At 38.2% G+C, this 20,980-nt stretch carries 20 protein-coding genes; 6 read left to right on the forward strand and 14 right to left on the reverse strand.

Going from position 1 to position 20,980, the window contains the following annotated elements; translation table 11 throughout:
* Positions 1-41 precede the first annotated feature (41 nt).
* The 3 genes from MHB55_RS16325 to MHB55_RS16335 all read right to left on the reverse strand — a co-directional run bounded on the left by MHB55_RS16325 (position 42) and on the right by MHB55_RS16335 (position 3,108).
* Positions 42-524, reverse strand: coding sequence for an NUDIX hydrolase (locus MHB55_RS16325; RefSeq protein WP_144539100.1), 483 nt, complete (start codon positions 522-524; stop codon positions 42-44).
* A gap of 51 nt (positions 525-575) precedes the next feature.
* Positions 576-2,420, reverse strand: coding sequence for an SLC13 family permease (locus tag MHB55_RS16330; protein ID WP_340863667.1), 1,845 nt, complete (start codon positions 2,418-2,420; stop codon positions 576-578).
* Positions 2,421-2,604: 184 nt separating this feature from the next.
* Positions 2,605-3,108 carry a GNAT family N-acetyltransferase gene (locus tag MHB55_RS16335; protein WP_154310066.1) on the reverse strand — a complete coding sequence of 168 codons (504 nt, stop codon included), beginning with the start codon at positions 3,106-3,108 and terminating at the stop codon, positions 2,605-2,607.
* 143 nt (positions 3,109-3,251) lie between these two features.
* On the opposite strand from MHB55_RS16335, the gene MHB55_RS16340 reads away from it, so the two are divergent.
* Both MHB55_RS16340 and MHB55_RS16345 read left to right on the forward strand, forming a co-directional pair.
* Complete coding sequence (locus MHB55_RS16340; protein ID WP_340863668.1) at positions 3,252-4,253, forward strand: S66 family peptidase; 1,002 nt, start codon at positions 3,252-3,254, stop codon at positions 4,251-4,253.
* Positions 4,254-4,312: 59 nt separating this feature from the next.
* The gene (locus tag MHB55_RS16345; protein ID WP_340863669.1) at positions 4,313-4,597 is read left to right on the forward strand and encodes a hypothetical protein; all 285 of its coding nucleotides are present in this window, start codon (positions 4,313-4,315) and stop codon (positions 4,595-4,597) included.
* 177 nt (positions 4,598-4,774) lie between these two features.
* Here the strand turns inward: MHB55_RS16345 and MHB55_RS16350 are convergent, their stop codons facing one another.
* The 3 genes from MHB55_RS16350 to MHB55_RS16360 are packed head-to-tail and all read right to left on the reverse strand — an operon-like array spanning position 4,775 to position 6,766.
* Positions 4,775-5,521: an ABC transporter permease gene (locus MHB55_RS16350; RefSeq protein WP_340863670.1), complete on the reverse strand. Its 747-nt coding sequence runs from the start codon at positions 5,519-5,521 to the stop codon at positions 4,775-4,777.
* Positions 5,518-6,237, reverse strand: coding sequence for an ABC transporter ATP-binding protein (locus MHB55_RS16355; RefSeq protein ID WP_340863671.1), 720 nt, complete (start codon positions 6,235-6,237; stop codon positions 5,518-5,520). Before MHB55_RS16355 ends, MHB55_RS16350 begins: the two co-directional genes overlap by 4 nt.
* The gene (locus MHB55_RS16360) at positions 6,221-6,766 is read right to left on the reverse strand and encodes a GNAT family N-acetyltransferase (RefSeq protein WP_225216122.1); all 546 of its coding nucleotides are present in this window, start codon (positions 6,764-6,766) and stop codon (positions 6,221-6,223) included. The genes MHB55_RS16355 and MHB55_RS16360 overlap by 17 nt, the downstream gene beginning before the upstream one ends.
* A gap of 126 nt (positions 6,767-6,892) precedes the next feature.
* Here MHB55_RS16360 and MHB55_RS16365 point away from each other — a divergent pair, with 126 nt between their 5' ends.
* Entirely contained in the window at positions 6,893-8,260 is a 1,368-nt protein-coding gene (locus MHB55_RS16365) for an amino acid permease (RefSeq protein ID WP_340863672.1), read from the forward strand.
* Positions 8,261-8,585: 325 nt separating this feature from the next.
* Here the strand turns inward: MHB55_RS16365 and MHB55_RS16370 are convergent, their stop codons facing one another.
* The 6 genes from MHB55_RS16370 to MHB55_RS16395 all read right to left on the reverse strand — a co-directional run bounded on the left by MHB55_RS16370 (position 8,586) and on the right by MHB55_RS16395 (position 16,951).
* Positions 8,586-10,562, reverse strand: a complete 1,977-nt coding sequence (locus tag MHB55_RS16370) for a S9 family peptidase (RefSeq protein WP_340863673.1) — start codon at positions 10,560-10,562, stop codon at positions 8,586-8,588.
* Positions 10,563-10,765: 203 nt separating this feature from the next.
* Positions 10,766-12,319, reverse strand: coding sequence for a fatty acid--CoA ligase family protein (locus MHB55_RS16375; protein WP_340863674.1), 1,554 nt, complete (start codon positions 12,317-12,319; stop codon positions 10,766-10,768).
* Positions 12,320-12,495: 176 nt separating this feature from the next.
* Positions 12,496-14,430, reverse strand: a complete 1,935-nt coding sequence (locus tag MHB55_RS16380; RefSeq protein WP_144539118.1) for an FtsX-like permease family protein — start codon at positions 14,428-14,430, stop codon at positions 12,496-12,498.
* Positions 14,431-14,468: 38 nt separating this feature from the next.
* Positions 14,469-15,239: an ABC transporter ATP-binding protein gene (locus tag MHB55_RS16385; protein WP_144539120.1), complete on the reverse strand. Its 771-nt coding sequence runs from the start codon at positions 15,237-15,239 to the stop codon at positions 14,469-14,471.
* Positions 15,220-16,245, reverse strand: a complete 1,026-nt coding sequence (locus MHB55_RS16390; RefSeq protein WP_144539122.1) for a sensor histidine kinase — start codon at positions 16,243-16,245, stop codon at positions 15,220-15,222. The genes MHB55_RS16385 and MHB55_RS16390 overlap by 20 nt, the downstream gene beginning before the upstream one ends.
* 1 nt (position 16,246) lies before the next feature.
* Positions 16,247-16,951 (reverse strand): response regulator transcription factor, encoded by a 705-nt coding sequence (locus MHB55_RS16395; RefSeq protein ID WP_144539124.1) that lies wholly within the window; start codon positions 16,949-16,951, stop codon positions 16,247-16,249.
* 222 nt (positions 16,952-17,173) lie between these two features.
* Here MHB55_RS16395 and pnuC point away from each other — a divergent pair, with 222 nt between their 5' ends.
* Both pnuC and MHB55_RS16405 read left to right on the forward strand, forming a co-directional pair.
* Positions 17,174-17,896: a nicotinamide riboside transporter PnuC gene (pnuC, locus tag MHB55_RS16400; protein WP_144539126.1), complete on the forward strand. Its 723-nt coding sequence runs from the start codon at positions 17,174-17,176 to the stop codon at positions 17,894-17,896.
* Positions 17,874-18,953: an AAA family ATPase gene (locus MHB55_RS16405; protein WP_154310060.1), complete on the forward strand. Its 1,080-nt coding sequence runs from the start codon at positions 17,874-17,876 to the stop codon at positions 18,951-18,953. The genes pnuC and MHB55_RS16405 overlap by 23 nt, the downstream gene beginning before the upstream one ends.
* A 71-nt stretch (positions 18,954-19,024) precedes the next feature.
* Here MHB55_RS16405 and MHB55_RS16410 read toward each other — a convergent pair whose 3' ends face one another.
* Together MHB55_RS16410 and MHB55_RS16415 are read right to left on the reverse strand one after the other, a co-directional pair.
* Entirely contained in the window at positions 19,025-19,276 is a 252-nt protein-coding gene (locus MHB55_RS16410; protein WP_144539129.1) for a DUF3006 family protein, read from the reverse strand.
* A 370-nt stretch (positions 19,277-19,646) separates the two neighbouring features.
* The gene (locus tag MHB55_RS16415) at positions 19,647-20,639 is read right to left on the reverse strand and encodes a lipoate--protein ligase (RefSeq protein WP_144539131.1); all 993 of its coding nucleotides are present in this window, start codon (positions 20,637-20,639) and stop codon (positions 19,647-19,649) included.
* Between the two features lie 122 nt (positions 20,640-20,761).
* Here MHB55_RS16415 and yhfH point away from each other — a divergent pair, with 122 nt between their 5' ends.
* Entirely contained in the window at positions 20,762-20,887 is a 126-nt protein-coding gene (yhfH, locus tag MHB55_RS16420) for a protein YhfH (RefSeq protein ID WP_144539133.1), read from the forward strand.
* The last annotated feature ends 93 nt before the right edge of the window (positions 20,888-20,980 follow it).

The following is a 20,980-nucleotide window of genomic DNA, read 5'->3' on the forward strand; positions in this document are numbered from 1 at the left end:
ACAAGTTCAACAAACATCAACTCAAAAAAATATGCTAATCATTAAATATATCTATTTAGTTTTAATTCAAAGGTTGGGTTGGTTACATATTCCTTGTAAATTACTTTTCCTTCGAATTCTAGATAAGCTTGATATCTTAACCGAATTGCATCTGCAGTAATCATACTTAGTACCTCATTCTTCGGCACCCATGCTACCTCAGACGTTTCTTCAGAGGTACAAAGACTTCCACCAATTGGCTTACAAACAAAGTCCATCATGATTTTAGTCGGAACATCTGTTACCCCATCATGCCATTTGTAGGTTCCTGTGTTGGAATATACACCGTATAGCGTTAATACTTTCACATCTATACCGCTTTCCTCTTTTACCTCTCGGATTAAGCCTTCGATAACATTTTCTCCGTTTTCGATTTGCCCCCCTGGATAAACCCATCCACCATGCTCTGTTTTCACTAAAAGAATGTTGCCTTTTTCATCTTCTACAATTCCGCCTGCAGCTAAAATATGCGTTGGCATATTCATCTTCATACCCCCCCATTTGAAAAAATTTCTATATAAGGGTATTTTACCATGTTACAGTGGGAAGAAAATAGGAATAAAAATCATCATGACGATGAATATGACTAACTGTAAAGGAATACCTGCCTTTACAAAATCGAAGAATTTATAACCTCCGGCTGTCATCACTAAAGCATTAGTAGGAGACGCAACAGGTGTTGCGAACGCCATACTAGATGAAACGGCTATGGCTATTAAGAAAGTATAAGGATTTGCACCCATACTAAGTGCTGCATTCATTGCAATTGGAGCAAAAAGAACGGCGGTGGCTGTGTTACTTATAAACTGACCAAATACCATTGTAATAAAATAAATACCTGCCAATACACCCAATGCACCTAAACCACCAAGGAGGTCAATTATTCCTTTAGACAGAATGACCATACCACCTGTATTTTCTAGAGCTGTAGCCATAGGTAGCATAGCTGCTATAAGAATAATACTTTCCCAGTTCATCTTCCCGTAAGCATCATCCATATTACGCAAGCATCCTGTTACGACCATTAATACTGCTCCTATTAAAACAGAAATTACGGCAGGGAATATTTCTGAAATCATCAATACAATCATTAGCACCATAATTGCTCCTGCAATAGGAGCCTTTCCGCTTGCTGCTGCCATACTTGCGTGTTCTTTTGGCTGTCCTACCACTACTACGTCATTTGTTGCCTTGGCTAAAAGCTCAATTTCCTCCCAGGCTCCTTGAATAAGCAAGGCATCTCCAAATCGCAGTCGTACGTTTGCCATCTCACTCAATACATAGTCACCCTTACGATTTATCCCCAATATATTTAGATTATATTTTTCACGGAAGCCGATGCTTGCAACTGTTTCATTAATCAGACTAGAATGTGGAGTCAATAATACCTCTGCAATTCCAAGCTGCTTAGAAACTAGCAAGTCTGGCATCGAATCGTCATCATCCACTTCTAGCAAATAATCCTTTGCCAAATCCTCCGTGTTTGTCAAAGAACCTTGAATATAGAGAACGTCCTTCGCCTGAATCGTACTTAGAGGACCTGCCATCTCTTGGTACGTCATTGGCAAAAGATTCATCCCTTCCATCGATTTACGATCAATCTTTAAAATAGCTAAATGATATTTCGCAGGTAGCTTTAAATCCGTTAATTTCTTTCCAATCATTAGAGAATGCTCAGGAACCTTCAAGCGATGCAGATTGCCCCCAAGCTCATAATCGACAGCTAGCTGTTTAGGTGAAAGCTTATGACCATCTCTGACTGCATCCTTCTTACTTGCTCTTGGTAGAACCCAATTTCTTGCCACAACAAAGTATAAGATACCTACAATAATAGCAATCACACCAACTGGAGTTATTTCAAAGAAACCAAGCTTTTCATAGCCATTGTCAACAAGCACTTGACTAACAATCAGGTTCGCCGGTGTCGCTATTAAGGTTAGCAAACCCGATAAACTACTTATATAAGAAAGTGGTATTAAATACTTGGACGGACTGCTATTGATTCTGATTGCAATACTGATGACAATTGGTAGCATTAATGCAACCGTTCCTGTATTACTCATGAAAGCCCCAACACTTCCTGTAATAAGTAACAGCAAAATAAATAATTTTTGTTCACTTTTTCCAGACCACTTGAGTAAAAGATTACCTGCGCTTTGGGCTAGTCCCGTTCTTACAATTCCTGCTCCAACGACAAATAATCCTGCAATCATAATTACAACGGAGTTAGAAAACCCTGCAAGCGCCTCTGAAGGGTCTAATACACCCGTAATAACAAATGCCAATAGTGCCAGTAGCGCCACTAAATCTGCTCGAATTCGATTGCTTATAAATAAAACGATACTAATCGCCAATATACTAAATGTTATTGCTAACTGCATATCTAAGTGAGCTCCTTCTGTTTTCGTCTCCTCTTATTATATAAAAAGTATGGACGAAGTAACCCCCAAATAAATCAAAGGTTGTTACAAATTAATATCAGAGCTTTAAAGAAGGAGTAAATAATAATGATGGGAAAGAGCAAAATGATTTGTTTACCAACTAACCAGCGTTTTCACATCTCTACTAACCTTTATTTACACTGTTATAGGCCGCATGAATGGCATCCCAATCATGTGGTCTAGCCATTCTCTTTTCTATGCTTTCTAATGGCTGAAATCCATATTGTTCATACAAGGTATGCGCATCCTTAGTTGCCAGATGGAAGTTTGTCCCCTTCAAATATGGATGGTTCACAATAATGCTCATTAGCCATTTACTAAGCCCTCTCCCTCTGTAATCAGGTAGAACAAAAACATCCCCTAGCCATGAATGTCTAACCAAGTCAGAAACTACTCGAGCAAATCCGACCAGTTTCGCTGTTCCAGATGTAGGATTCCCATCATAAATTCCATAGCATAAAATTGAGTTCTCGATGGAGGCCTCGACCAAAACTTTTGTTACTCCTTTGAGCCAGTAGGAATCATTCGTTAAAAAATTATAAATGACGTCTATATCTAATAAACTCTTATCCGTACTAATATAAAAACCATTCTTTTCTATTAATATAGCCTCTTTAATATGTAACATTATTCATTCACATCCATTTTCTTCATTTTCATTTAAATATACTCTTTTCCAAATATAATTGTAAATACTTGTCTAAATTTTAAAAAAGTTATAGTTAGCGTTCTATATTTCTTTTATAGTATGTATAAAGGAGTGGAAGTTAAATGACATTATTAAACAGATTAGAAAAAGGAGATAAAATTGGAATTTATTCTCCCTCGTCGCCTATTACTTATTCCTCACCTAAGCGTTTCGAAAGGTCAAAGGCTTTTATTCGCTCAAAGGGTTTTGAGATAGTTGAAGGAAGCTTGACCGGAAAGCACGACCACTATCGCTCAGGAAGTATTAAGGATCGTGCAGAGGAATTAAATGAGCTAATCCGAAATCCGGAAATCCGTTGCATCATGTCCACTATTGGCGGTACGAACTCGAATGCAATTCTTCCATACATAGACTATGAAGCATTTAAGAAGGATCCAAAAATAGTAATCGGTTATTCTGATGCAACAGCCGTCCTTTTAGCGCTCTATGCCAAGACAGAAATACCAACCTTTTATGGACCTGCACTCGTTCCTTCCTTTGGAGAATTTGAGCCTTTGGTCGATTATACATATGATTACTTCTCTCAAATGCTAATCGAGCAGCAACAAGCTCCATACATTATTCCAACTCCTCCGTATTGGACAGACGAAATGGCCAATTGGGAGGATAAAACAAAGGATAAAGAGCAGCGAGACAACCAATGGATCTGCATAAATAAAGGAATTGCCGAAGGAAGACTCATCGGTGGCAACCTGAACGCGATGTATGGATTCTGGGGAAGCCCCTATATGCCAAGCATTAAAGAAGGCGATATCCTAATGATTGAGGACACCATGAAATCAGCCTCCATAGTAGAAAAAAACTTCAATTTATTGAAGGTCAATGGCGTTTTCGACCGAGTCGGAGGCATTATTTTAGGGAAGCATGAGCTATTTGATGATTCCGAAACGGCAAGACAACCATACGACATTCTCTTAGAAACCATTGGCGACCTAAACATCCCTATCCTAGCAGACTTCGACTGCTGTCATACTCATCCGATGCTAACGATGCCAATTGGTCGCAAGGTAAAGCTAGATGCTACGAACAAAGAAGTAACAATTATGGAACAATGGATTAACTAAAAGAGTGTAGCCCGTGAGCTACACCCTTTTAGTGTGGGTTTGTCTTTTAGGAGGGACAGATGTGGAGACCGTGGATGTGGATGGGACGTAGTGTTACGGGAAATGACACTGTTGCGGAGATGGAAGTAAGTGTTGTGAAAAACTTTGGGAGTGTTGCGTGTAACTCGGAAAGTGTTGCAGTGACGTGGACAAGTGTTGCGCATAGCTCGGGAAGTGTTGCACGGACGTGGACAAGTGTTGCGCATAGCTCGGGAAGTGTTGCAGTGACGTGGACAGGTGTTGCGCATAACTCGGAAAGAGTTGCGCAGAAGGTGCTTAGTGTTGCAGAGAGCATGAAATATTAAGTAGACTTGAGAGAACCTTGCGGTGATGGAGTAGAACATTGCAGAGTTGCGACCGAACCTTGCACTGATCGATTGAAACATTGCAGAGACGGAGTCGAACCTTGCACTAATGCTGTTTTATTCACAAAGTTCACTAACTTTTCCCGTCCTTCGATGTCTTCTATATTTTCCAGTGTATTAACTCTTCAAGCGTAAGTCCTTCATGAATAAGTTTTTGTAGCAAAGCATACTTAGCATCATGCTTGTGATGGCAGAGGAGCTTGTAAATACGAAAATGATTAATATTTGATAGCGAACTGCTTCAACTGGGTCTGCTCCGGCAATAATCATTCCTGTCATCATCCCTGGGAGCTGGACTAGCCCTACTGTTTTCATGGCATCAATAGTTGGAATCATACTGAATTTAACTGAACGCTTTAGCACGTCTTGTACAGCTTGCCTGCTTGTAGCTCCGAGTGAAAGAAGTGCTTCTATTTCTCCTTTTGAAGTATCTGTCTCCCGTTTTAATTGAGTTAAAAATAACCCGCAAGCAACCATTGCATTACCGATGGTCATCCCACTTAGTGGAATGATATATTGAGGAGTCGCCTCAATAATATGTAGGCTGAGTAGCAACCCCATCATTAATATCTCCATTGTCGCGATCGACAAAATGATTCTCCAGACAACGCCAGTCATTCCCTTAGCACGTTTTGCCGCATTCATAGCTGCCACTACGATCATCACACATATTATTAAAATGATAAAAAATATATTCTCGGACTGAAACACAAATTGTAAGACGTAACCGACTGCTAGTAATTGGACTGCAGCACGAACCGTTCCTACTGCAATATCTTTCTCCAAATCAAGCTTTTGCCAAACTGAAACTAGCATCGTAATAATCACGAATAAAAGAGTAAAACTAAGCGCTAAAAAACTCATTTGAACACCTCGTCCATCGAAACATCAAAAAATGAACGAGCATCAGTATCAATTGATAGCTTGCCATCCTCCATTAGCCATATCCGCTCACCAATACTCTTTGCCTGCTGGGTATCATGCGTGATAAGAATAAATGAAATGTCTTCTTCCTTGTGAAGCTTTAGAAGTAGACCCTCCACGTATTCCTTACTCTGCTGGTCAAGAGAAGCGGTTACTTCGTCTAATAATAGAATAGTTGGTCTTAACAGAAGTGATCTGATAAGAGCCACTCGTTGCTTTTCCCCACCTGATAAATCCTTCGCTTGCTTGTCCCAGCTGAGATGCTGGAGCCCCAACTGCACCATTAAACTTTTTGCATATTTCTCTTCGAAGGGTTTATCATGTAAACGACTTACTGTATTCAAGTTATACTCTATAGTTCCTGGAAGCATAACCGGATGCTGAGACACATAAGCGATGTTCATTCTCCATTCACGAGCATCCTGAGATTTGGAGGAATTACCCTTATATTTTATTTCTCCTTGGTCAAATTCTTCCATTAAACCAATTGTGCGTAGCAGAGTGCTTTTTCCCTGACCTGACTTACCCAATAAAACCACCCGTTGCGGAGAGGTAATAATAGTAGTGATATTTTCAAACAAAAATGGACGATGACTATCCCCTTCTGTTTTCCAGTAATTTTTAGTTACACTATTTAGTTCAAGTAAATGATTCATTTTGTTCTTCCCATTCTTCTCTTAATAATCCCATACGGATAGAATCATAATAGACCCCATTATGTAAACGGCACTTTCTCATGCGCGCTTCCATTGTCATTCCTAACTTTTCTCCAACCTTGACCATTCGTTCATTGCCCGACCATGTTGTAAAACCAACACGTATCAGGGGCATTTCATGAAAAAGATGATCAATCCACATTTTAAGCGCTTTGGTTCCGATGCCTGAATTCCAGAACATTGGATCGTAAATGAGGATCCCCATCTCTAACCACAGGGAAGCCTCATGCTCCCAATAATAACAAAGCGAACCTACTAAATCGTCGTTCACATATATCCCCCAAAAATCCTCTTGGTTCATGAAATAGTCTTTTTTCTGGATAAATTGTTCATATGTCATGGAAGTGTAGGGCTCAAAGGGGGCATCCCATTTTTTCCATTCTGGATAATCCTCTTTTAGGCTCAATTCCCATAAACGATATAATTCATCTTCTTTTACAGGTCTTATAATAATCTCTTGCACTTTCATGCCCCCTAACATACTTGCATATAATTTTATCACACTATTCTTTCTAAAGAATATTTCCTAAATAGTTTCTATTGTGGTAGAGTGTTATTTGTAAAAAAGTACATATGTAAAAGGAGTGCTACTCTCTTGGGTGGAAATCAGCAATTACAACGAGGCTTAGAACAACGGCATATCACCTTAATGTCATTAGGTGCTGCAATAGGTGTAGGGTTATTTTTAGGCTCCGCAACAGCCATTCAATTAGCTGGCCCAGCCATCCTAATCTCCTATATTATTGGCGGTCTAGCTATTTTCATCATCATGCGTGCCCTTGGGGAGATGGCAGTACATAACCCAGTATCGGGATCTTTTAGCAGATACGCAAAGGATTATTTGGGTCCACTAGCAGGATATATAACCGGATGGAATTATTGGTTTTTATGGGTAGTTACCTGTATGGCCGAAATTACAGCGGTTGGTGTATACATGAAAATGTGGTTTCCAGATACCCCATCATGGATTTGGGCATTAGCAGCTTTAGTTATCATGACATTAGTTAATTTGATAGCGGTTAAAGCATATGGAGAATTCGAGTTTTGGTTTGCGCTTATTAAAATCATAGCAATCCTTGCTATGATCTTCGTCGGACTTGGAGTTATTATTTTTGGAATCGGGAATAGCGGTGTAGCCGTAGGTATTAGCAATCTATGGACAAACGGTGGCTTTGCACCGAATGGGATTTCCGGCATTTTCATGTCCCTTCAGATGGTCATGTTCGCTTATTTAGGCGTAGAGATGATTGGGGTAACTGCAGGAGAAGCAAAAAATCCTAAAAAAGTTATTCCTAATGCTATCAATACAGTATTCTGGCGTATTTTATTGTTCTATGTTGGAGCATTGTTCGTCATTATGTCGATTTATCCTTGGAACGAAGTTGGAAATAATGGTAGTCCGTTTGTTTTAATGTTTGAACAAATCGGTATTGGACCTGCAGCGGGTATTATTAATTTTGTCGTATTGACTGCTGCTTTATCAAGCTGTAACAGTGGAATTTTTAGCACAGGAAGAATGCTCTTTAATCTGGCAGAGCAAAAGCAAGCTCCTGCATCCTTTAAAAGAATCAGTGGCACGGGCGTTCCTTCTAAAGCAATTATTTTTTCAGCTACGCTATTACTAGTAGGAGTTTTACTAAATTATTTAGTACCGGAAAAGGTATTTATTTGGGTAACGAGCATATCCACCTTTGGAGCTGTTTGGACGTGGGGAATTATTTTATTGTCCCAATTAAAATTCCGTAAATCCTTAACTAAGGGTGAAGTCTCAAAGCTTTCCTATAAGGCATTATTTTATCCATATGGTTCGTACATTGTGCTAGCCTTTTTAATATTAGTGCTTGGTCTTATGGCATATTTCCCTGACACTAGAGTTGCTGTAATAGTTGGACCGATTTGGATCATCGGCTTAGTTTTTAGTTATTACAAAAATGGTTTTCATAAAAAGTCAAATCAACGGTAAAAAAAGAGGCCGGGACAAAACCAACCTTAGAAATTCAAGAGTCCCGGAAATTTACTATTAGTAAATTTCCGGGACTCTTTTCGCTGTTCTCCGCTACCGCAGACGCTTTCCTGTGGGCACATGTTGAGTCTCCCACGCGTTTGTCCCCTAGGAGTCGCACCTTCGCTCCGAACAACTAAAATTTCTTCGATATCAAGTGAAAGAGGACATCTTTAGTTAAATTAATATTTACCAAAACGAAATTCATTCAGAATAAAGTATCAATCTACTCACAGCATTTTTACCTTGCTGAATCTACTTACGTCCCAGCCTCTTTTTCTTACTTCTAGATATATTTTTCAAACCAGCCAGTAATTTGTTCGAGTCTTGTTTGACGAAGGTTTGGTAGTCCAACACGCGACAAATTATGATCTGCTTGAGGAAAACGGACAAAGCTTGTTTCTTTCCCCATTCCCTTTAAAGTGATATAGAGCTGTTGCCCCTGCTCGATTGGACAACGATAATCATTTTCGCTGTGTAAAATAAGCAAAGGAGTTTCGACATTCACAGCATACTTTAAAGGAGATGCATCCCATAGCTTATCAATATCTGTCATGTCCGCACCAATTTGCCAAGGTGTGAAGTAATATCCTATATCGGAAACTCCATAAAAACTAATCCAGTTGGAGATAGAACGCTGGGTCACGGCTGCTTTAAAGCGATTCGTATGTCCGACAATCCAGTTAGTCATGAAACCACCATAGCTTCCTCCAGTCACCCCTAATCGTTCCTTATCAATCCAATCGTATTCAGACAATACATAGTCAACACCTGCCATAATGTCCTCATAGTCCCCTCCACCATAGTCACCTCTTACGGCATCTACAAATTCTTGACTATATGAATGGCTTCCTCTCGGATTTACATATAAAACACCATATCCCTTGGCCGCCAGTAGCTGCAGTTCATGAAAAAATGTATTTGCGTACAACGTATGTGGACCACCATGAATCTCTACAACAAGCGGATATTTTTTCCCTTCTACATAGCCTGCTGGTTTAATAAGCCAGCCATGGACATCCCATTCTTTCGCTCCTTTATAAACAATCGCTTCCGGTTCGACAAGCTCTACTTCCTCTAAAAGCTTTTCATTGAATGAAGTAAGTGCTTTTCTTTCACCAGTCGTCAAATTAAGCCTAAATAATTCCCCGGGAAATACTGAATTGCTAATTGTACCAAGCGCAAAAGTGCCATCATTTGCAATATCGTAGCCGTATACATGCTCATTTTCAGGTGTTGCTGGATATAGTTCACCCTCTAAAGAAGCAAAATAGAGCCGCACATCTCCCATAGAAGAAAGCTGGAAATATAAATGGTTATCCTTTGTCCACACAACATTCGGTGCACTGGAACCTTGTTGTAAATCACCTCCAGCATAATCACCGACTGGTGCATCAATACCTTCTGTTAGTATTTCTTTTAAACCAGTTTGAGTATTATATACATACACTTCCGCATGGGTAGCATTTTGAAAAGTTCTATTCGCTCCAACAAAAGCAATATACTGATTGTCATAGGAAAAAGAAGCTCCGCCGAAATATCCATCCTCATCCACTAATAAGCTCTCTTCTTTTGTTTCCGTGTCAACCAAATAAATCGGTTGCTTAAATGAAAAGTCTTGATTTTCCTCTCTATTAACTCCAATGACTAATTTTTTGCCATCATAAGAGACTGCCTGAAGGCTATGTTGATGATTACCTTTTGTAAACTGTTCGATTTCTTCTGTTTCAAGATCGATTCTTCCAATTTGTCTATATACGTCCTGAGGTAATAATCCAACACCGTCTGTATGATATTTCATTTTATCTACTACATATGCTTCTGGTTTCTTGTTTTCTTCTTTTTTAGGCTCATCATCCCAGCTCGCTCCCTCTTTTAAAGGTGCAACAAACCATATTTTCTTGCCACAAGGGGACCAATTAAAACTAGTAACTCCTTTTTCTAGATTAGTTAGCTTTTTTGATTCTCCACCTTTGGTTGATAATAAAAACAGTTGATTTTTATCTTCTCGGTTAGACAAAAAGGCTATGTATTTTCCATCGTTGGACCATCTAGGGGACGAAATATTTTCCTTTTGGTGTGTCCACTGGGTCACCTCATCTGTTTCTAAATTAACATGATACAAATATGCATAATATTTGTTATCCTTCTCACTCATCTCCGTACGGATAAACACTGCTTCCTTGTTAGATGGAGAAATTACAGGATTAGTGATGGACTGTAGCTTGAATAAATCCTTTGCTTCTAGCTTTCTTTTATTCATTCATTATTCCTCTCTTTCATTTCTGTATTCCCATTTATTTCGACATTCGAAATCAATACCCTTTATTTCACCTTAAAAATGAATCATTTTTTAATTTCCTAACATTTATCAAAGAAAACTAAGAGTACATTCTACTATGTGTCTAGTACTCTAGCATTTCATTGAACAAAAAATGCCTCCTATTTAGGAGGCACTTTGGCAGCTTATTTAGTTTTAGATGTTGGCTTCAAAGTACGACGCAATATTTTACCTGTCGTATTTTTAGGAAGCTCCTCTAAAAATTCTATACTCTTTGGTATTTTGTATTTTGCTAGTTTTTCAGCACAATAATCATGAAGTTGCTCCTCAGTTAAGGATTCATCCTTTTTCACAACGAAAGCAAGAACCTCTTCACCAAAGTTAGGATCTGGAACTCCAATGACTGCCGCTTCCACAATACCCGGATGCGCAAACAACACTTCCTCAACCTCACGAGGGTAAACATTGTAGCCACCTACGATAATCATATCCTTTTTACGGTCTACGATATAGAAATACCCTTCCTCATCTTGACGAGCTAGGTCTCCAGTATATAACCAGCCGTTTCGGATTGCATTTTCCGTTTCCTCAGGCATCTTATAATAGCCCTTCATGACATTTGGTCCACGTACAATCAGTTCGCCAACCTCTCCCACCGGTACCTCTTCCCCTAATTCGTTAACCACTTTGTTTTCTACATTAACGATAGAAGTACCAATAGAGCCCGCCTTACGGTCACGATCGATTGGGTTAAAGCAAGTAACTGGAGATGCTTCGGATAAACCATACCCTTCCGAAATACGAACTTTAAATTTGTCCTCAAAATTGTGTAAAAGAGCAACCGGTAAAGAAGAACCTCCGGAAATGGCTAAACGGATTGTAGAGAAATCCTCCACTTTTTCTTCTGGGAATTGATATAGGAAGTTGAACATCGTTGGCACACCTGCAAACACAGTTGCCTTCTGCTCTTTAATGATTTGGAAAACTTCCTGTGGACTGAATCTAGGAACTAATAAAATAGTAGCTCCCATTAATAATGGCGCATTCACAACAACTGTCAGTGCAAAAACGTGAAACACTGGAAGAGTCGCAACTATGCGATCGTCCGTGCTAAAGTTTAAATACTCAGCCACGTCACGAGCATTCGAATAAATATTGTCAAATGTCAGCATGGCACCTTTTGGATGACCAGTTGTCCCAGAGGTATATAAAATAATAGCTGTATCATCCGAATCTACATCCACTAGAGGCACTGCTTCAGCCGGAGTAGATATCAAATATGTAAACGATTTCACCTTTGGCTTTAATAGAGAGGGAAGAGCCGCTAGCTTCTCAGCTGTAGTTGGATCAGTCTCACATATTATATAATTCTCCACGGATGAAAAAACACCAGCTGCCTTTTCTACTAACGGTATAAAAGCATCTAACGCAATAATAGCTTTAGCGTCACTGTTTTTTACGATGTAGCTAATCTCATCTGGTGTGTAAATTGGATTGATCGGTACTGCAGTTGCCCCTAAACGCATCGAAGCATAAAGAGATATTAAAAAATGGGGTGAATTTCCGAGCAAGAAGCCAATATTGTCTCCTTTTTCTACCCCTAATGATTTCAAAGCTGCCGCAAAACGTTCTACGGACTGATTGAACTCTGCGTATGTTGTATCTTTCCCCATGAAATGATATGCAATTTTGTCCGGATTTTTTAATGCCCTTTGTTGAACGTGTGTCACTAAACTCATTTTTACAACTCCCATCTATTTTGAATGAATGGTCATTCATAATCCCCAATATTAATTATATAAGAAAAGTTTTGACAATTCAATATAAAATGAAGGTTTGCACCATTTGAGCGATATCTAATATGCCAACTAATCAAATGAGGAGCAAGGAAATCCCCCTTACTCCCACTTCAATTTTATTCTAGAATATGCGCGATATATCTCCATCTGATCAAGTAAAAATAGGAGAGCTGTATAATCGTGAAGGCTATTAACACTAATAGCATTTCTTTAGCTATAGATACGGCAGCTAGCTCTACCCAGAATGCCTGTAAAAATAAAAAAGAGAAGGTGCTATGAATCATTGCCAATCCCCATGGTAAGAAGAATTGCGGAATAAGCTGTCTATTGACGATTTTAACCAATTCCTGATCTGTTACTCCCATTCTTCTCAGTACATCATATTGCTTTTTATCTCTTTCTAAGTCTGTATAGAGCTTAAAGTAGACAAAGCTACCTGCCGCAAGGATGAGCACTGCTGCTACTAACAGTCCCGTAAAAAGAAGCAAGGAGAAGGTTGCACGAATAATAGAATAGTTTAAACCTGGATTTACATAATAAAATGGATTAGGATTCGTTCCTGTTGCATTTACCGTCTCATTCATAATTCGATCAAGATCCGTACCTATATCCTTGGTCCGAAGCCATTCAGAAACGTGAAAAGCATAAAAAGTCATCGATGATTCCTTTATCCCATAGCCCGTAAGTGGTTCGGTTATAAGCATATAATCCTCATCGCTAACTATTATGGATCTATTCTTAATAGCCAATGATGGGAATATTAGCTTTGTATAAATGCCTTGAATGCGAATAGGAATATTACTTTCCTCAAGGACTGTCTGTTCATTTTCGACCTGCACGCTACCAAAATCCTCTTTCGTATTCGGCACTAGCAAGGCCTGCCCCGATTGTAAATCAATAAATGGAATCTCGAGAGCGAGTGCTAGACTATTCACTTCAGACTCTTTAATAATGTTTATAGGATCTCTAGTGCTAGAAGAAGTCTGTATTTTCAAATGAAACTTAACTAAATCATAGGAAAGTCCTTCTCGTTGCAGTTCCCCTGTAAGTTTCATCACATGCTGCTGTTCAAAGGGGTTGTCCCAATCGCTTGAATAGAAGATACTTACGGGATTCAGCTCTCTAAACTGTGTCGTGAAAGAAGTAAAAGAAGTTACTATTCCCACTGAAAGAAAGGCTATACAGGAAACGATTGTTACTACAAAGAACATTTTAGCGTTCTCTCGTATTTTAATGGATGCATCTGCAAAAGCGATTAATCGAAAGGGATGCCAGTATAGTTTTTTCTTTTTCCTAATAACCTGTAACAAATATAATATGCTGTCCGTGTAAAAGTAATAGGTCCCCCAAAATGCGAGAATCACTATAACAAAGCTAAGTGCAATATGCATTTGAAATGCGGAGTAAATCACTAGACCATACGCAGTTAAAATGAGCACAAAGCCTAAAACTGCTCGCCACTTCTTATAAGAGGTAGGTCCCTCATCATTACTATAGCCTCTGAGCAGCTGTATAATGTCTCTTTTTCGAATAAACACTACACTACTGATGGATATTACAACAAACAACGTGACAAAAACAATAATTGTCAGTGCAAATGGTTTCCACGACAAATATAAAGGCAGACTATCCAGCAAGAAAAGCTCACGGATAACCATAAAAAAGAATTTAGAAAAGGAGAATCCAAAAAATATTCCTACTGTGACTGATATTAGCCCTAACAGCATCGTTTCTATGAAAATCATACGATTCAGCTGTTGCTTTTGCATTCCTAGATTCAATAGGACGCCAAATTCATGTGACCTAGCCTGAATAAATGCGCTCATCGAATAAAACAAAAAGAACAAAGTAAAAATGATTAATATAATCTCGGCAATAAGCATCCCACCAAATGCTATATCACGTAAAAACTGGTCTTCTATCTTTGGATGAAACATTAGCATCGTATAGACGAAGAACACCATGACAGAGAAGCTACTAGCTAGAAAAAAAGCCGCGTATACTCTGCTGTTCCTTATGACATTATGATAAGCAAATTGTTGAAAAGTCATTTACATTTCCACCTATTTTTTATTTCCAAGAATTTAAATTAGATTCGTAATGAATTCAGGTCATTCACGTTTCCACCTAACAGAGAAAGAACATTCAATATTCTTTGGAAGAACGTTTGTCTACGATCATCCTTGTATATCTCATTGAAGTATTCTCCGTCCTTGATAAACAACACTCGATCACAGTAGCTTGCCGCTATTGGATCGTGTGTCACCATAATAATGGTCGTGTCACTCAGTTTATTAACCTGTGTCAATACTTCTAACACGTCTCGTGCAGCTTTCGAATCTAAGTTCCCTGTAGGCTCATCAGCAAGAATAATAGAAGGTCTATGTATCAAAGCTCTACCTATTGCAGTTCTTTGTGCTTGACCACCAGATATTTCGGCTGGTCTCTTCTCCAGAATATTCATCAGGTCTAGTGATTCCGCAATTTTTTCTACTTTCTCCTTCATTTTTTCCACTGGCTGCCCATCCAATGTTAAAGGCAAGACCATATTTTCCTCCACAGTGAGCGCTGGGAGCAGATTAAAGTTTTGAAATACAAAGCCAAGCTGTCTTCTTCTAAATAGAGATAAATCATCCTTGTTAAGCTCTAAAGGATTTAAACCATTAATAAGAAGGTCACCTGAAGTAGGGCGATCAATGGTGGATATTATATTGAGTAGTGTGGTTTTTCCGCTTCCTGAAGGTCCCATTACCGCAAGAAATTCTCCCTTTTCCACTTCAAAGCTCAGCTGATTGATGGCAAGGTGAGCCACTTTCCCTTCATAAACCTTTGTTATATCATCAAGTACTAATATCGACATCCATTTCAGTCCTTTCTATTGATTCTAGCTTTTCAAACAGGATAGAAACAGTCGTCCCTTCACCTACGTTAGAGTTAATTTTCATTTTATGGCCTAAACGATTACAAATTTCTTGCGCAAGATATAATCCCATACCGGTAGATTCTCCACTTTTTCGTCCATTTTCTCCAGTAAAAAAAGCCTTGGTTACTCGTTTAATGTCTGAAGCCGGTATGCCAATTCCTTCATCCCTTACACACAGTATTACTTTGTCGTCTTCAATAGTTGTTTCAAAAAATATTTTTTTATTTTCATTCATCGTATATTTAACGGCATTTGTCAAAAATTGAGCCACTACGAAACGAATCCATTTGGCATCTGTCGCTATTACACAGTTCTCGTCCATTTCAATGACAGGATAAACACGATGACTAATAAATAATCGTTTATTTTTAGAAACCTCTTCTGTCACAACTTCCTTCAAATTAACCTGTTCGATATGCATATCCTCTTCAAATGTGTCTAGTCTGGCATTCATGAGAACCGCTTCTAATCCACGCTTCAACCGGTCGGTCTCTTCTAGAACACTTTTTGAATCTACCTGCTCTCCATTTTGGCTCATCATTTCTAATACTGAAATTGGGGTTTTCATTTGATGCACCCAGCTGTTCATAAATTGCAGATGTCTATTTTGAGTAGCGTAAAGGAGCTGGACCTCTTTTTGGTACAAGCGATAAATATGCTGTAAATAGATTTCAACCTGCTTTACCTCAGGTGAATGAGCTTCTTTTTGTAGGACAACCTCAATTTTGTTGGGAACAGAGAGAATCTTTTTATAAAAAGACATCCTTTTTACAAAAAGGGTCCCTAAAAAGGTTAGTGTAAGGATTGTACTAATAACAATTGAATAAACTGCAGTATCTATGTTGCGAAAGCCGTCCAACCAGTAGAGGAGCATAATAAATAGCACAAGAAAAAACTGAAATATAATAAAGATGGAATGCTCTCTTATAAATAAACGAAACATCTTATGATTCCTCCGAACTTAGGTTTAAGCGATAACCTGCTCCTCGTACAGTTTCAATCGTAGAAATAACATGATAATCCGCTAGCTTTTTTCGAACACGTGTCATATTCACATTCAGCGTATTTTCATCCACAAATGATTGATCGTCCCATAGTTCCTCCAGAAGCTGTTCCCGTGTTACGACCTTTGGATGATTTCTGATAAGTAAATCTAATATCGTACATTCCTTCTTTTGTAAAGGAATTTCTTCGTTTCCAATATGTAGCTCCATGCGCTCCAAAAACAACTGTAGCTTACCTGTCTTAACTACTCTTTCCTCTTGTTTTGTTGCATATTCACCATAGGTTCTCCTTAAGTGACTTTTTATCTTTGCTAGGACGATTTCGTAATGAAAAGGTTTGGTGATAAAATCATCACCGCCATTTTCAAGAGCGAATATTTGATCCATCTCGCCAGATCTCGCAGAAACAAAAATAATTGGGCAAGTAGTCAGCTGTCTTAATTGACGACACCAGTAATAGCCGTCATAGGATGGCAAGTTTATATCCAGCAATACGATGTGAGGGTTAAAGGCAGTAAACTCCTCCAAAATTTGATCAAAGTCTTCTATTGTATGCACTTCATAATGGTATTTTCTTAAAGTATCAGCTAGTAGAGCTGCAATTTTTTTGTCATCTTCAACTACTAGCACGCGGTGTGTTTCCACAGGAATCCTCCTCCTATATCTTTCTGTCTTTATCATATCAAAAATACCTTTATTATTCTTTATACACTCTAATATTTCATACAATAATAATATTCTTCTTTTACAAGCTATAAATGTCTTTAGTGTTGCTCCCAAATATTTTCATTTTAGTATGCATATTGAATTTATTTCCAAAATAAATTATTGTTTTATTGTTCTATAAATTTAAAAAGGAAGAGCGTGATGGGAATGTTCAAGGACTGGACTTTGTTTGAAAAAGTTTGGTTGGGTGTATTTACTTTAGTAAATATTTATCTATTTTTCGCTTTCAAAGACTCGTTATTAGGATTTATAAGCTCTATTACAGGTATGCTTTGCGTTGTGTTAGTCGCAAAAGGGAAAATCAGTAATTATTATTTTGGTATTGTTCAAACTTCGAGCTATGCTTATATTGCTTATACGTACGGATTGTATGGGGAGTCTATGCTAAATGCGCTGTTCTATTTTCCAATACAGTTTATCGGAATCTATTTGTGGAAGAAGAATTTAACAAAGGTCCAGACGATTGGGGAGGATGTATCTGTTAAAAGGCTCGACCAAAAAGGTTGGATATATGTAATTGGGACTGCCGTAGTAGGTTCCATCGCATATGCGTACCTACTAAATGCTATTGGCGGACAACAGGTACGTTTGGATTCAGCAGCAGTCGTGTTATCTGTTATCGCTCAGATTTTGATGCTTAAACGCTTTGCTGAGCAGTGGGTTTTATGGATTATGGTAAATGGATTGACCATTGTGTTATGGGTTATTGTGTTATTACAAACTGGTGGTAATGACTGGGCTATGCTTGTTATGTGGTCAGCATTTTTAGTTAACTCCATTTATGGGTATGTAAACTGGCTGAAAATGCACAAGCAACAGCATAATATACAAGGAGAAGCTTATGAATTACGGCATTCAAATTAGTGAGTATGATCCAAATTTAACGTTTGGCTATTACGGAGGCAAGTTCCTCCCTTTTCACATGGGCCATCTAAGCTGCATTATTAAGGCAGCATCTATGGTAGATGTGCTGTTCGTGGTAGTTGGTTATGATGAAGGGTATGAGCAAAAGCTTTGCCAACATAGTAAATTTAAATGGGTATCTTCCCGACTAAGAGAGCGCTGGGTAACAAAAGCTACTAAGAATTTGCCCAATGTTCGAGTGTTATCTCACTATGAACGACGCTCACCTGATCATATGACAGACCCTTTAGTTAAGCAAGCCAATGATAGTTTGCTTCAAAAGCTTGGAGGAAGGCTAGATTATGTGTTTAGCAGCGAACCAGAATATGACACATACTTTAACAAGTATTTTCCAGCTAGCCAGCATTTTATTTTCGATCGCAATAATAGTCCGTTTCCTATTTCAGCAACAGAAATAAGAGCAAGTGGTGTCTATTCATATTGGGATATGCTCCCTTCTGCTGTGAGAGAATCGTATGTGAAAAGGATTTGTTTATGTGGAATAGAATCTACCGGAAAATCCACTATGACCAAGCTGCTCGCTGCTCATTATCTTACGAACTTCGTAGAAGAATATGGTAGAGCTTTCTACGATGACATTAACGGTTGCTTCGATATTGATATGCCAGAGGATTTTCATCAAATTGCATTTGGACATAGCCATGCTATTCAACAAGCCATACCAACCTCCAATAAAGTACTATTCATCGATACCGAGGAAACTTATACACAATTTTTTCGGATGAAAGGACTTGGTGAAAAAAGCACAGTATTAGAGGAAATGATTAAAAATAAGGTCAATCAAATTGACACTTATATATACTTAGAGCCTCATAATGATTATGAAATGGATGGAACGAGATTGCCTGTGGAAGAAGAAATGAGAATAAGAGATAATGATTATTTAAAAGCTTTGTTTCGTGATTATGGTATAACCCTGCATATAGTGGATGAACAAAATCGTACAGAACGCTTGAAAAAATGTATAGAAATCGTAAATAATTCTTTGAAGTTATGACCATAGAGCTCTAAAGTCTTCTTACAATAAGTAAAATCCAAAATCCCATTCCAAATTGGAATGGGATTTGTTTAATTACTTTTATTTTTTAGTTTCTCTAATAAAGCACTTACTTTTTTATGCTTTTCTAATGTTTCTTCCTTGAAAACTTCCAAGTGATATTTGATGCCATCAAAGGTGATACAGACAATATCTCCTTCTTCTACGGTGACATCAAAAGTAGTAGTTGGCAGAACCAGTTGATTCATTTCCTCTGGTGATTCCCAAAAAACGTACATACCTTCTTCAATTCGATCAAGTGTATATTTTTTATTTGAGCTCACTTACCTTCACTCCCTGAGTATCTGCAACTCCTGTTAAGAGAAATGAAATATTTTTATATGTTAATTTCATTACGATAGATGCATCGTTATTAGGGGAGAAATGTTGCAGAGAATTAGACAGGTGTTGCAGGTACGAAGAGTGTTACGAGAAATCTCGCAACTGTTGCAGAGATGATTCGAAGTGTTGCGAGAAATCTCAGAACTGTTGCGGAGAGGGTGCAAAGTGTTGCGCTAAAGGGGTGAAGTGTTGCTGGAAATCTCGGAACTGTTGCAGAGATGATTCAAAGTGTACCAAAAAAAGCAGTCTATTTCATGTCAGAAATAGACTGCTTTCCCCTTAAAACTAATCGATATTTTTCAAGCTACATAATCAATATATAAGATGAACTAACTCTTCCTTGGTAATCCCACCAAAATATTTAGGTACGTCTACAGACTCTAATGCTTGTTCAATTGCTTCTTTGCTGTAATTTTTTCCTACTAGTAAAACCTCTACCTCTTCTACTTCTCCTACTCCAAAGAAGTCGCCGAAGAATTTAACCTCTTCTATAACTCCCTTGTTCACTTCTAAACGAACGTCTACGCTGCCTGTAGGGAATCGGTGGGAATGCTGGATATTAAACTTCGGTGATTTACCATAGTTCCATTCCCATTTTTGATATCTTTCCTCAGATAGCTTATGGATATTAGCCCAGTCCTCTTCTGTTAATTCCCAGTATTGAACTTTGTCCTCTCCGCCAAAAATAGAAGAAAGTATTGCTAAACGGAACTCCTCTACTGTCATCGGTTCATCTAATAAATCAACAATATTTGTAACGCGGCTGCGAATTGATTTAATCCCTTTAGATTCAATTTTTTCTTTTTTTACTTTTAGTGCTGATACAACAGCATCAATCTCTGTATCAAACATTAATGTTCCATGGCTGAACATTCTACCACGGGTGGAGAATTGAGCATTACCGGAGATTTTTTTCCCCTCAGCTAAGATGTCATTTCTACCTGAAAGTTCTGCGTCTACACCCATCTTTTTTAGAGCATCTACAACGGGTTGTGTGAACTTTTTAAAGTTACGGAAGCTGTCTCCATCATCCTTTGTTAAGAAGCTAAAATTCAAATTTCCAAGATCGTGGTAAACTGCTCCTCCTCCAGAAAGTCGACGTACTGGAATTATACCGTTTTGTTCAACAAAATCTGTATTAATTTCTTCGATTGTATTTTGGTTTCTACCAATGATGATCGATGGCTGATTTATGTAAAAAAGAAGAAATGAATCCTTCTCTACATCCATTGTATTTAAGGCATACTCTTCAATCGCCAGGTTGATGCGTGGATCTGTAATTCCTTTATTATCAATAAAATACATCATTATCACTCCTTTATTCCTATTTTAACAAAATTCAAGGGAATTTGTTGACAAAACATTCTGTGTTATATTACAATGAATTCAATTCAAACAGTTATATAACAGATGGAGGTGGAATTTATATGTTAGAAAACGTATTAGAATTTTTCCGTAACCTGCCCAAAAAGAAATGTGCTACATGCGGCGAGCCAATTGAAGAGCAACATGAATGCTATGGGAACCACTGTGATAAATGCAACAACTTATAATTTTATTTATTTACCAGCTAGAAACTCCCCTTTCTAGCTGGTTTTTTTGCGTTCTTTGTTCTATGAAACTAATTAATCATTTTAACGCTTTAG

This window comes from Psychrobacillus sp. FSL K6-1267 (assembly GCF_038003265.1).
Taxonomy (GTDB): domain Bacteria; phylum Bacillota; class Bacilli; order Bacillales_A; family Planococcaceae; genus Psychrobacillus; species Psychrobacillus faecigallinarum.